Genomic DNA, 12769 nt, shown 5'->3' on the forward strand with positions numbered 1-12769 from the left:
CCAATTTGTATTTTAGCGCATATATGTATCTTCGACTGTGATAAAAGTAACGTTTTTGACAAATTTATTAACTTTTTTCATCAATATTATGAACAAGTTTTATCAAATCTTTTGATATCTTCATCAGGGACTTTTCTTCCGTTATATGAAACACTGGGACCGCCAACTTTTCCCTAAGCGCATTTGTCAAATCTTTATGCCAAACGATGACGTTCTTAATGTTAGATACATCTGAAATGAGGGAAAGATCGTTTTCATCTCTGAGTATGAGTAATTTGGGATAAGATTTCATTTTATGACCCTCAATTAAGATAATATCCGGGCGAAAAAACTCCACAAATCTAATTTGTTCTTCAAGTGTTAAAGCAGTTTCATCAGCTTGCAGGCATATTCTGCCATCTCCTTCAACTAATGAAGCAACTGCTCCTGCGTTTATGTGCTTAGCCGAGTCCTTTTGGGAAAGAATATCTGGTCGGCCTCCGTGTCCATGATGCTTGATTGTAGCACTTTTAATACCTTCATTTTTTAGGATTTCAATAATTTTCAAAATGATAGTGGTTTTACCGCTATTTTGGTATCCTACGATTTGATAAATTATTGGCTTTACCAAGGCCATACACTTCCTGCTTGGTCTTCAAGCAATAAAATATCAACCTCATCACCTGCTTTAAAGCTTCTTGTTCCTCCAGGAAGAATCATCAGGGAATTTGCTCCAGAAAGACTCATAATAATATTTGATTTGTCCAAACCGCTGGGTGTTGCACATAATTTCCCTTCTTTTATCGAAAAAGCGCTGCGGACAAATCTTGTGAATGGGTTAGCTTTTGGAAAATCAACCTCGAGGATAGCTTTTTCCTTTCGCAGGTGTGGTGTTGTGGAAAACAGCATTTTACGAATGATTGGCCTAGTAAACAACTCAAAACCAACATAGCATGCCGATGGATTACCAGATAAACCAAATAACAATTTCCCTTGGAGTTCAGCAACTGTCGTAACACTTCCAGGTCTCATTGCAACTTTATTAAATAAAACCTCTGCACCTAACTTTTCATAAATAGCAGGCAAATAATCAAAATCACCCACAGAAACGCCACCCGTTGTAATGAGTATATCTACTTTATCTAAAGCAGTTTTCACTGCAGTAAAACATGTTTCAAAAACATCAGGAAGCTTACCATAATAGTGTACAATAGCTCCTGTTCTCTGTATTTGTGCCGAAATCATATGTGAATTACTATTTCTAATTTTACCAGGTACTAATTCTTCATCCACTTCCAGCAATTCGGTTCCAGTAGCAAACAATCCAATAATTGGTTTTTTAGCAACAGGAACTTGGTGATATCCAAAGGTAGCCAGCATCGCTTGAATCCCTGGGTTGATCAATGAACCCTTTTTTACCAGGACTTCACCCTTTTTGGCGTCTTCGCCTCGATAGGAGACATTGTCACCCTTTTTAAAGCTTCTTTTTATTGACATATAAGGCATCCCATTTTTCTCATACGCTTTTGCCACTTCAAACATGACCACTGCGTCTGTTCCCTCTGGCATCATCGCACCTGTCATAATACGAACTGCTTCGTATTCTCTAATGATTTTAGAAGACGTCATTCCTGCGCCAAGATGGTCAACCACTTTAAATTCTATTGGATTTTGTAATGAAGCTTCCTTAGTGTCTATAGACCGGACCGCGAAACCGTCATAAGGTGCTCGATCAAAATGAGGGACATCGCTCGTAGCCATTAAGTCTTCTGATAAAAATCGGCCATAACTTTCATCGATTGATACATATTCAGTTTTTCCATCTAACTCGTATTCCATTATTCTTTTAACTGCATCCCCAATCGGGATCGGTTTTCTTCTCTCTAACAACTCCATCAACTCCTGCAGGAAACATATCAAATTAAATAAGAATCGTTTATTCATATATCATTATAAGCCTAACGAATAGTCACAAATATAGCAAACGTCACAACATAAGACAAAAAATTATAAAATCATAGCCATTGTGTGATTCAGGTCACCCATTTTTTTCGGGGAATGCCTTATTCTTAATCTAGAAACGAACAAAACATTAGGAGGAAATTATGATTACTTTCCCTTTTTCTACAAATACATTGGTTAGAGATATCGTAAATGAACTGCCAAAAACGAGTGATGTGTTCAAGAAATTTAGAATCGACTTTTGTTGTGGAGGCAATATTCCACTATCCGAAGCCATTGCCGCAAATGGAATAAATGAAGAAGCAATAATGGAGGAACTTAGAGTAATATTTGAAAAAAATAATTCTGCCCAAACAGATTTAGAAGTTTGGACGAAATCAGATTCAACTACGATTATTGATCATGTTATCAACCATTATCACCGTACTTCTGAAGAAGAATTATCACTGCTTAGCCCATATGTTACCAAGGTTTCCCGTGTGCACGGTGACAGTCATCCAGAGCTTTTAAAGGTTCATGAATTATTTTATGAATTCAAAAAAGAACTAATGGAGCATATGGCTAAAGAGGAAGCCGTTGTCTTTCCGTTAATTAAACAACTTGCTGATGGAACAGTAGAAAATCGTGAAGAAGCGATTAACATGATTGTTGAGCTTGAAAAAGAACATGATCATGCAGGTGAAATCTTGAGACAGATTCGGTCCGTAACTTCTGATTACACTCTTCCTTTAGACGCGTGCGGAACATACCGTTTAGTATATAAGCGGCTAGAAGATCTTGAAGGATTAACTTTTATGCATGTGCATTTAGAAAATAATATCCTATTCCCTAGATATTTTTAATAAGGGTAAGTCAAAGAGGCTGTATATTTCACAGCCTCTTTTTCTATTAGCTGTGTTAAACTAGGCTGTTGATTTGCGCTTCACAAAGGAATGCTTCTTGGAATAATCATCGCAGGGACAGGCGGTCTTTGCCTGTCACGAGGCGCTATGCTTTCCGCGGGCTCGCCCGTGAGCCTCCTTACAGCTTCGCACCTGCGGGGTCTCACTCAGCTCGTTCATCCCGCAGGACTTTGATTTACATCCTCGAATCTGCCCACACACGAAGAAAATGCGATAGCATTTTCGAGGAGTCAAGCGCCTTACGCTCCAATCAACAGGTTCTTAAATCAACAGTATCCTTTAACACAGCCTTTCTACTAAAAAAACCTCTCAAATAGTAAGAGAGGTCTAGCCGCCGATATAGGACATTTCAATTTTCTTGCGATTTTTCGCTGTCTCTTCTGTTCTTTCATCTGAATATCTGTCATTTCGACCATTCCAAATGTCTGTTATTCGGTTTCGCAGCTCTTCATCTGTAGCACCGTTTCTCATAAAGTTTCGGATATCATGACCATTTCCATTAAACAAACAGGTGAAAATTTGTCCATTTGCAGAAAGTCGCGAGCGCGTGCAGCTGCTGCAGAAAGATTCTGAGACAGAGGAAATAAAGCCTACATTTACGTCAGTGTTGGAATAATTATATAATTTTGCTACCTCACCAAAATAAGCCGGGTCAAGAGACTCTAATTGATAGTGCTCTTTAAGCATGTTGTAAATTTGTTTTTTTGTAATCACATCATCCATTTTCCAGCCATTAGATGAACCTACATCCATATACTCAATAAAACGGAGCTCTAATCCATTTTTTAAGCAAAAATCTGCCATTGGGATGACTTCTGAATCATTCAGACCTTTTTTAACAACCATATTGATTTTAACTCTGAGACCAGCATTCTTGGCCGCTTCAATCCCATCTAACACCGGCTTAGTGCCGACACCACGTCCATTTATTGTCCCGAACAGCTCATCATTTAACGTATCGAGACTTATGTTTACTCTTTTTAGCCCTGCCTCTTTTAATTTATCAGCCAGTTTAGGAAGAAGGACTCCGTTTGTCGTCAGTGCTATGTCTTTTAAACCATCAATTTCTGATAGCTTTTTCACCAAAATCGGAAGGTCTCTTCGCAGCAGTGGTTCCCCACCAGTTAGACGGATTTTCTCCACACCGACACTTACAAAAGCTTTTGCTACTCTATCAATTTCCTCATATGTCAGCAGCGCACTTTTCGGCAAAAATTCAAAATCATCACCAAATTGATCTGCAGGCATGCAATATTGACAGCGGAAGTTACAACGATCGATTACGGAGATTCTTAAGTCACGTAACGGGCGATCGAATTTATCTTTAATAATGGTCTTTTCCATTTATATCAACTCCATTATTTTAAAAGCAAATAATATAATGCAAGTGTACCAACTATTAATAAAAAATACTGTTACTTTATTCACTATCATAACATTTCTTTTACAATTTTTTAATCTGTTTCGTGTAATTAGAAGAGTTTTCACTATATTGTCATTGTTTACTCAGCGCGAAGGTCAAAACGTAAGTTAAAATAAGACTAACAAAATTAGAAAAATTAGAAGATGAGTCAAAATATGACTTTGAGGTGAGATACATGTTAACTAAAGTGAAACCAACTCATTCATTAGAAATAAAAGAACTACTTAAATTTGCTGATCGGAAAATTAAAAGTGAAAGAGGCACCTACTTATTTCAAGAAGGAATGATTGCTGAAGAACTTTATATTATTGTTTCTGGTAAAGTACAAATCAGTAAAATTACATCCGATGGACGTGAACTTTCCTTAAGAATATGTGGAGAAAATGATATTTGTGGAGAATTAACACTCTTTACCGACAATCCGAGATATTTATTAAGTGCTAAAGTATTGGAGGAAGGAGAAATCGTTGCCATCAAAAAAGATGTGATTGAAAGTGAGATTTTCCAAAATAGCAAGCTTGCTTTCGAGTTTATGAAATGGATGAGTGACCATTTCCGGAAAACACAAACAAAATTTCGTGATCTTGTTCTAAATGGCAAACGAGGCGCACTTTTCTCTACTCTAATCCGAATGTCTAATAGCTATGGTATTCATAAAGAGAATGAAATAGTAATCGATTTACCATTAACTAACCAGGAACTGGCAAACTTTTGCGGGACTTCGAGAGAAAGCACGAACCGAATCCTAAGTGAATTAAAAAAAGATAAGATCATCAATATTAAAAAAGGAAAAATCTCCATTCTAAATTTGCAATATTTAAAGGATGAAATCGGCTGTGAAAATTGCCCAGCCGTATATTGCAATATTGAATAGTGATAAGGGAAGCAATCAAATCCGATTGCTTCCCTTTTTTTATGAGGCTTTATTCTTAAGCCTTTATTGCACTTGTTTTTCACGCATTGCCTTTGGAATATAAACACAGAATGGTTCACTTTCCAAATAATCACCTGTCATCGCATAGGCTCTAGATCTTGAGCCGCCGCATACATGACGGAATTCACATACCCCGCATTTCCCTTTATAAAGATCTGGATTTCTAAGTGATTGGAATATTGGTGATTCACGGTAAATTTCGGCTAGCGGTGTTTCACGGACATTTCCTGCTTTAACTGGTAATAATCCACTTGGATACACATCTCCAATATGTGAGATGAAAACAAAGCCATTTCCATCATTAACACCTTTTGGTGCTCGTCCAAGTCCGTCGATTGAGCCTGTTAAGCCTTGTTCTGTTAAGGCACTTAAATAATTTATTTCATCTGTTTGATCTTTTGCCTCACGCATCTTTTGCTGAATAACAACACGGCGATAATGCTGTGCCGCTGTAGTCTTAATGTCGAAGGAAACAGCTTTACTAAGGTCATATAGCCATCTGAACACTTTCTCGTGCTCCACAGGTGATATCATATCTGATTCTTGACCTCGGCCTGTTGGAACAAGGAAAAAGACACTCCATAGTACGCATCCTAAATCCTCAACCATTTTTGCCATTTCATTAAGGTATTCGATGTTGTATCTAGAAATAACTGTATTTATCTGAATTGGAATTTCAAGTTCGTGCAAATATTTAATTCTCTCCATTGTAAGATCAAAAGAACCTGCAGTCCCGCGGAAGTGATCGTGAACAGCAGCCGTTGGTCCATCTATACTAAATGCCCATCGGGAAAGCCCAACTTCCTTCGCCTTTTCAATCGCCTCTTTTGTAACATTTGGTGTCGCACTTGGAGTCATGGAAACTCTAACGCCTTTTTCTACTGCATATTTTGCTATATCAAAAACATCTTGTCTCATTAATGGGTCTCCGCCAGTAAAGACCAGCATTGGATTGTTCATTTCATATATTTGATCAATTAGGTTCTTGCCTTCTTCAAAAGATAGTTCACGTGGGTCTCTTCTTAATTGAGCTTCTGCACGACAGTGTAAACAGGCAAGCTGACATGCTCGTGTGAGTTCCCATATAACGATAAATGGATCTTTATTAAAATCTCGGCCAAAAGCCATATGAAACGCCTCCTAAAACGGCCATTTCAAAACCAAACAGCCTTATTACCTGTTATTATATAGGGGATTCCACTACGGATAAGTGAACTACCTCACATTCTGTTTAAATAATATGTCTACATTGTGAATTCAAAATAAAAACAGCAGAGTCTCTGCTGTTTTCTTTTTTCTTATCGAATTCCTAATGCGATTTTTGCATAACGTGACATCATTTCCTTGTTCCATGGCGGGTTAAACACGATATTAACCTCGACCTCTTTTACCTCAGGAATATCTGCTAATGCTCTTTTCACCTGGTCAACAATGGTTCCGGCAAGGGGGCAGCCCATTGATGTTAATGTCATGGTAATCGTTACATTTCCTTCATCATCCATTTCCGTGTCATAAACTAAACCTAGATTAACAATATCAACACCTAGCTCAGGGTCTATAACAAGCTCTAATGCACCCATAATATTTTCTTTTAATTCTTCATTCATCGAAACCACTCCTTATATTTATTGCAGTAAATGTTTTTCAAACCATTCAACGGTTGCTTTTAATCCTTCTCTGCTTACCTTATGGTCAGCATGCTCATCTGTAATGAAGTGAATATTTTCTGGTTTTTTTATATAGTTTTCCTTTACTGATTGATAAAAACGATATGTTAACTCATATGGTACAATAGGATCTTTTTTTCCATGCCAAAATAACAATGGTCTATCCTCAAGCATATTTGGCTGCGGACTCAAATCATATTGTCGTAAGACTGATACTTGCTCTGCAATTTGCTCATCGGCAAAATCAAGGTTAACACCAAGGTTTTTCATTTGTGCTAATTGCCAATGCAGATATTCTTCATATGCAGGCATCCCCATTAAGCTAACTGCAGCTTTGACCCATTTATATTTAGTCAAAGCACCCAAGGTCACAATACCACCCATAGAGACTCCGGCAAGTCCAATTTGTTCCGGGGCTGCTAATCCTTCTTCTACATAGTATTCCTTATAATCGTTTAATTCATGGATAGTCTTGATGACAATTTCCCAAAAATGACTGTATAAATCTTTTTCCGTTAAACCCTGCTCCCTTTCACCATGGTAGATCGCCTCTGGAAGGATCACTCGAAATCCCTTTTCCGCTAATAAATAGGCATAGTGAAGATTATTCTCCTTAGCACTCGTAAAACCATGGGTAAAAATAATAAGCGGAAGTTTCTTTTGTTGTATGCTTTTCTTTACAATATGTAGGAAGGGATTTTTATTCAACAAACTTTTTTCAACGATAATCACGTAGGTAAATCCTCCTGGGTAAAATAATTATATCTGAAAGCAAAACATTATAAAGTGAATTTTTTTACAGGTACGGTATAAAATTGTTAACATGGTAGTTATAATGGTATGACTTTCCAACAAAAAAGAAAATCCATAATTGTAGTGTATCATTTCATTAAACATTTATCTAAAGCTTAGACTTATTGTTTAGAAAACGATTCAAAAAGGAGTCAATATGGCAGAAAAACATTTAATTGCATTGGACTTAGATGGTACCTTATTAAAAGATGACAAAACGATTTCCGAGAAAACGAAAAGCGTTTTAAGTAAAGCTCGAGAACAAGGTCACGTGGTAATGATTGCAACAGGAAGACCCTATCGTTCGAGCGAACCCTATTACCACGAACTTAAGCTTGACACTCCCATTGTGAATTTTAATGGTGCCTTTATGCATCACCCACTCGATTCAAGCTGGGGATTTTATCATGATCCTCTGGATTTAAAAGTAGCTAAAGATATTGTAGAAGCATGCCGTTCATTTAACTTCCACAATATTATTGCCGAAGTTATTGATGATGTTTACTTCCACTATCATGACGAAAAATTGTTAGATATATTCGGTATGGGGAATCCAAATATAACGACGGGTGATTTGCGAAATTATTTAAAAGACTCCCCGACTAGTTTGTTAATCCATACGGAGGAAGATGAATTAAAGCAAATCCGTCAACATTTGTCAGACCTACACGCTGAGGTGATAGATCATCGCAGTTGGGCAGCACCATGGCATGTAATTGAAATTATCAAAATAGGTTTAAGCAAGGCTGTTGGATTAAAAAAGGCTTCAGAATACTTCAACATTCCACCTGAAAGAATCATTGCTTTTGGTGATGAAGATAATGATTTAGAAATGCTTGAATATGCAGGCCGCGGTATTGCGATGGGTAATGCGATTGATAAGGTCAAAACGATTGCAAACGAAGTAACCTTGACGAATGAGGAAGACGGGGTCGGGGTTTATTTGTCAGACTTGTTAAATCTGAAATAATGGATCGCGGTTCACCATTGTTTACCTAAATGAAATACGCTGATATGAGCATACTATTTTTGTAAGGCAGTAATCACTGCTTCACACCAAGCTCACCAAATTGGAGGGATTGTAATGGGTAAACGAAACAAATCAAAACGCTTTGTCCAGCAAGGAGTGGATACTGTCAGTAAGCATGATGAACGTATTCCTTACCACATGACCTACGCTGAAGCGGAAGCCCAGAAAATGTCCAATGTGCGTGAATCCTCGCTTGGAGGAATATAACGATGGGAAACCAATTATTCCAAGAAGCACGAAGATTTGTTGAGATGGCAAAATCTGCCGGCCCTGCTGATCGCGATTCTGTAATTTCGAAGGCAAAAAATGCATTGAGTTCAGCCTATGCAAATTCAACCTTCGCAGAACAAAGTCAGCTCCAAGAAATGCAAAATGAGCTTGAACAACTTAAATAATGGGAAAAGCTGGCACGTTACAGATACGTGCCAGCTTTTCTTTTACGGAAGAGTAAATTTCTTTTTGCTGACTATGGTTTGTTTGTTGCTTAACGGTTTGTCATTTAGTTTTCTTGGTAAAAGAGTGGCAGTAACCGTATATTGCCCAGCCGGAACTCTTACTCCATTTACTTTGTAATCCCAATTTTCCACTTTACGGTAGGTTTGATGAGGGTCAATACGAATGGTTTGCAATGCCTGTAAGAAGGAGCGTCCTTTTGAATATCGATATACTTCCTGCCCAGTTTGGTCACTCACAATAATCTCATAATATTGTGAGGTAGGAAACTCAAAATACAGTGGAGTTTCCTCATTATTCTTAATACGAAGTTCAAATTCCACTCTCTCATTTCCTAAATTAGGAGACACTGTAAACTGAAATTGCTCACCAAAACTTGCCTCTCCTCTTAAACTAAAGGGAAAAAGAAACAAAATCAAACTTAAAACAATTCTCACCTTTAACTCCCTCCTATTCTCGCCTAAAAAACCCATAAATTCCAGTTGTTTGGATTATATTTGTAAATGCATTTGGATCAACCTCTGCAAGGATTCGTTCCAAATCATACAACTCATAACGGGTTATAACAATCATTAGCATGTCTCGAGATTCATTTGAAAAAGCACCTTTTGCAGGAATCATTGTAATTCCTCTAACTAACTGTGAATGAATCGCCTTCTTAAGTTCATCAGCTTTTTTAGTAATAATCATCGCAGTTAGCTTTGCATGCCTAGTATGGATTGCGTCTACCACCCTTGTCGAAGCATACAAAGATACAATGGTATAAAGAGCTTTTTCCCATCCATATAAAAATCCGGCGGTAATGATAATCACCGCATTCATAATAAACATATAGCTGCCAATCGGTTTATCCTTCATCCTCGATAAAACCATCGCAATAATATCTACTCCGCCTGTTGAAGCCCCCCATTTCAGGGTAATTCCGACACCCACGGCTAATATTACGCCCCCAAATACTGAATTAAGGAGAATGTCTTTTGACACTTGTGTAATTGGAATTAATTCTAAAAAAAGTGATGATAAAGCCACACTTAAAAAACTATAAATGGTGAATGACCTTCCTACCTTCAACCAACCTAGGATCGCTACTGGAATATTTAGCAACAGCAAAAAGAATCCCATTGAAATATTTAATGGCGTTTGTTCACTTAATACTTTTGATAATAATTGTGCTACTCCAGTAAAACCGCTAGAATAAACATTTGCCGGAATTAAAAATAAATTTATTGCGAGGGCATTTAGAAATGCACCTACCATAACAATGATTATTTTTTTGGTTTGTTGCCATAACAAAAGCACCATCTCCTTCAAATTTTAGGGTACTATCTCTTAGCAGATAATTGTATTTTTGGGGTGAAACCGATAAACTGAAATTAACTATATTAGTTTGAAAGCAGGTGAGCTTCATGCCGGTAAAAATACTAGCTGACAGCGCATGCGATTTACCAAAAGAATTTTATTCTGAACATAACGTCACATTATTTCCATTAAAGGTTCAGGTTAACGGACAAGAATTTGAGGATGTTAAAACAATTGATCCAAAAACTGTGTATGACGCCATACGCGCAGGTGATGTTCCAAAAACGTCTCAAGTTTCTCCTTTATTATTTGAGGAAGTCTTTACTAAAATGGCTGAAAATAATGAAGATGGAATATATATTGCGTTCTCTTCTGAATTATCTGGTACATATCAGACATCTGTTATGATTTTTAACCAAGTGAAGGAAAAATATCCAAATTTTAATTTAACCATCGTTGATACTAAGTGTGCCTCACTTGGCTTTGGACTAGTCGTAAAAGAAGCGGCAAGGCTTGCTGCAGAAAACGTCTCAAAGGAAGATATACTTAAAGATGTGTTATTTCGAAGTCAGCATATGGAGCATTTATTTACTGTTGAGGACTTAGACTATCTTGCTAAAGGCGGTCGGGTATCCAAAGCCTCAGCCTTTTTAGGTGGATTACTAAACATTAAACCTATTTTGAATGTAGAGGATGGGAAACTCGTTCCAATTGAAAAAATACGAGGAAAAAAGAAAGTCTATAAACGTATTATTGAACTGATGAATGAACGCGGTGAAAACTTTGATAACCAAGTAGTGGGGATTAGTCATGCGGATACCGAAGATACTGTGTTAGAAGTAAAAGCATTGATCGAGGAAGAACTGCATCCCAAAGAAGTCTTAATTACCTCAATTGGTTCAACAGTCGGCGCACATACCGGACCAGGAACAATTGCCATATTCTTTCTAAATAAATTGCCATAAAAAAAGGCGGGAAAGTCCCGCTTTTTTTTATGGCTAGCTCCAGCACCCAGCGGCTAGTGGACTTCGCCCTTTTCCCTACGATAAGTCAACATCGGCTCGCTACGCTCTCCGTGTTTCCTTTATCTCAGTCAAAGAGCTCCAGTCCATACGCCGCTGAACGGGCGCTTCCGCTTTTCTTATTTGTGGTCTGTTTTCTTAGAATACTGATTTTTACCTGCTTGACGATTCTTCTCACGCATCATGTTTTTTTCGTGTCTAAGTGCATTATTATCTTGAGCTTTTTTATCATTATCTGATGTATGCGGCATAATCATACCCCCTTCAAAATGCTTTCAACATTATTGTTGTCATTTTAAAAAAGAGTATGTAGAAAAAAGTTAATCTTTCTTTAGATATGTCCAGCTGCCTTCTTGATAAACCCTGCCTTCTTTCATAAGTTTACCAAGTGCCCGCTTAAAAGCACCCTTACTTAACTGGAAACGTTCTTGTATATCCTCAGGCATGCTTTTGTCATTAAAAGGCATAGCTCCGTTTCTACTCATTAAATACTCAAAAATCCGTTCCGCTTCAAGGTCCTGTGATTCCTGTTTTCTAGCAAGCAAAGAAACATTTACAGTCCCATCTTCCTTGACGTCAATAATTCGCCCTTCCACCACTTGTCCTAAACGCGGCTCTTTTTGTCTTTGGGTCTCGTGTATGAATCCTTTAAAGCCCTCTATGGTGTAGATCCAGCTGCCTACCTTCGCTGTCCGGTAGATATGTCCCTGGATATTCTTGTTAAAATCCTTTCTAGTGGCTTTGGTTGAAATCGATTCTATGACCGGGTCAGTTGCAAGCTTTGCATATAAAAGGTAATTGTTATTTACCCTTAAGGTAACATAAACCATATCACCTTCCTTAGGCCAAACGGACTTATGTACTGGAAGATCATCAATCCCTAATAATAAATCCTTTTTAATCCCAATATCTAAAAATACCCCAACATGAGGGTTGGAATCTACCACTTTAAGCCAAGCATATTTGCCAATTGCTACTTCAGGTATGGTTGTAGAAGCTGATGTTCTGCCTTCGGAATCTACATAAAGAAACACCTCGACGGATTCATCTACTTCATATTCTCGGTCCGCCTCATTTATATGCAACAAAACATCATCATTTCCATCAGTTAAAAAATAGCCAAATTCTGCTTTTCGAGCTACCGTTAAGGTAACGGTTTGACCTATTAGTTCTTGTAGAGACATGTTAACTCACCTTTTCTTTCCTATCGTTTTCCATAGGGTTGTTTGAACTGCTATATTTTACTATAATGTAGCCATAAAGGGAAACTTTAGCAGTGCGTTGAATACTAAATACCTTTATTAAA

At 37.6% G+C, this 12769-nt stretch carries 16 protein-coding genes; 6 read left to right on the forward strand and 10 right to left on the reverse strand.

The window, feature by feature from the left end; translation table 11 throughout:
• Positions 1–67 precede the first annotated feature (67 nt).
• Positions 68–616, reverse strand: coding sequence for a molybdopterin-guanine dinucleotide biosynthesis protein B (gene mobB / locus ABC255_RS23535; RefSeq protein WP_412997302.1), 549 nt, complete (start codon positions 614–616; stop codon positions 68–70).
• The gene (locus ABC255_RS23540; RefSeq protein WP_412997304.1) at positions 604–1869 is read right to left on the reverse strand and encodes a molybdopterin molybdotransferase MoeA; all 1266 of its coding nucleotides are present in this window, start codon (positions 1867–1869) and stop codon (positions 604–606) included. Before ABC255_RS23540 ends, mobB begins: the two co-directional genes overlap by 13 nt.
• Positions 1870–2084: 215 nt before the next feature.
• On the opposite strand from ABC255_RS23540, the gene ric reads away from it, so the two are divergent.
• The gene (gene ric, locus ABC255_RS23545) at positions 2085–2783 is read left to right on the forward strand and encodes an iron-sulfur cluster repair di-iron protein (RefSeq protein ID WP_412997306.1); all 699 of its coding nucleotides are present in this window, start codon (positions 2085–2087) and stop codon (positions 2781–2783) included.
• A gap of 387 nt (positions 2784–3170) precedes the next feature.
• Here the strand turns inward: ric and moaA are convergent, their stop codons facing one another.
• Positions 3171–4187: a GTP 3',8-cyclase MoaA gene (moaA, locus tag ABC255_RS23550; RefSeq protein WP_412997308.1), complete on the reverse strand. Its 1017-nt coding sequence runs from the start codon at positions 4185–4187 to the stop codon at positions 3171–3173.
• A gap of 254 nt (positions 4188–4441) precedes the next feature.
• Between moaA and ABC255_RS23555 the strand changes: the two genes are divergently transcribed.
• Positions 4442–5140 (forward strand): Crp/Fnr family transcriptional regulator, encoded by a 699-nt coding sequence (locus ABC255_RS23555; protein WP_412997310.1) that lies wholly within the window; start codon positions 4442–4444, stop codon positions 5138–5140.
• 63 nt (positions 5141–5203) lie between these two features.
• Here ABC255_RS23555 and ABC255_RS23560 read toward each other — a convergent pair whose 3' ends face one another.
• The 3 genes from ABC255_RS23560 to ABC255_RS23570 form a co-directional block, all read right to left on the reverse strand.
• On the reverse strand, positions 5204–6328 hold the full coding sequence (locus ABC255_RS23560) for a TIGR04053 family radical SAM/SPASM domain-containing protein (RefSeq protein ID WP_412997312.1): 1125 nt from the start codon (positions 6326–6328) through the stop codon (positions 5204–5206).
• 170 nt (positions 6329–6498) lie between these two features.
• Entirely contained in the window at positions 6499–6807 is a 309-nt protein-coding gene (locus tag ABC255_RS23565; protein ID WP_412997313.1) for a metal-sulfur cluster assembly factor, read from the reverse strand.
• 18 nt (positions 6808–6825) lie between these two features.
• Positions 6826–7599: an alpha/beta fold hydrolase gene (locus ABC255_RS23570; RefSeq protein ID WP_412997315.1), complete on the reverse strand. Its 774-nt coding sequence runs from the start codon at positions 7597–7599 to the stop codon at positions 6826–6828.
• A 217-nt stretch (positions 7600–7816) separates the two neighbouring features.
• On the opposite strand from ABC255_RS23570, the gene ABC255_RS23575 reads away from it, so the two are divergent.
• From ABC255_RS23575 to ABC255_RS23585, 3 genes are all read left to right on the forward strand, one after another.
• Positions 7817–8629: a Cof-type HAD-IIB family hydrolase gene (locus ABC255_RS23575; protein ID WP_412997317.1), complete on the forward strand. Its 813-nt coding sequence runs from the start codon at positions 7817–7819 to the stop codon at positions 8627–8629.
• Between the two features lie 114 nt (positions 8630–8743).
• Entirely contained in the window at positions 8744–8896 is a 153-nt protein-coding gene (locus ABC255_RS23580; RefSeq protein ID WP_179597737.1) for a hypothetical protein, read from the forward strand.
• Between the two features lie 2 nt (positions 8897–8898).
• Positions 8899–9084, forward strand: coding sequence for a DUF3813 domain-containing protein (locus tag ABC255_RS23585; RefSeq protein WP_412997320.1), 186 nt, complete (start codon positions 8899–8901; stop codon positions 9082–9084).
• 42 nt (positions 9085–9126) lie between these two features.
• Here the strand turns inward: ABC255_RS23585 and ABC255_RS23590 are convergent, their stop codons facing one another.
• Both ABC255_RS23590 and ABC255_RS23595 read right to left on the reverse strand, forming a co-directional pair.
• Positions 9127–9579 (reverse strand): BsuPI-related putative proteinase inhibitor, encoded by a 453-nt coding sequence (locus tag ABC255_RS23590; RefSeq protein WP_412997321.1) that lies wholly within the window; start codon positions 9577–9579, stop codon positions 9127–9129.
• 13 nt (positions 9580–9592) lie between these two features.
• Positions 9593–10444 carry a YitT family protein gene (locus ABC255_RS23595; RefSeq protein ID WP_412997323.1) on the reverse strand — a complete coding sequence of 284 codons (852 nt, stop codon included), beginning with the start codon at positions 10442–10444 and terminating at the stop codon, positions 9593–9595.
• Between the two features lie 104 nt (positions 10445–10548).
• Here ABC255_RS23595 and ABC255_RS23600 point away from each other — a divergent pair, with 104 nt between their 5' ends.
• Positions 10549–11406, forward strand: coding sequence for a DegV family protein (locus ABC255_RS23600; RefSeq protein ID WP_412997325.1), 858 nt, complete (start codon positions 10549–10551; stop codon positions 11404–11406).
• 176 nt (positions 11407–11582) lie between these two features.
• On the opposite strand, the gene ABC255_RS23605 is transcribed toward ABC255_RS23600, so the two are convergent.
• The gene (locus tag ABC255_RS23605; RefSeq protein WP_081810752.1) at positions 11583–11714 is read right to left on the reverse strand and encodes a DUF3941 domain-containing protein; all 132 of its coding nucleotides are present in this window, start codon (positions 11712–11714) and stop codon (positions 11583–11585) included.
• Between the two features lie 69 nt (positions 11715–11783).
• The gene (locus ABC255_RS23610; protein ID WP_412997327.1) at positions 11784–12647 is read right to left on the reverse strand and encodes a CvfB family protein; all 864 of its coding nucleotides are present in this window, start codon (positions 12645–12647) and stop codon (positions 11784–11786) included.
• Between the last annotated feature and the right edge of the window lie 122 nt (positions 12648–12769).

The organism is Neobacillus canaveralius (assembly GCF_047237705.1).
GTDB lineage: Bacteria > Bacillota > Bacilli > Bacillales > Cytobacillaceae > Neobacillus > Neobacillus niacini_K.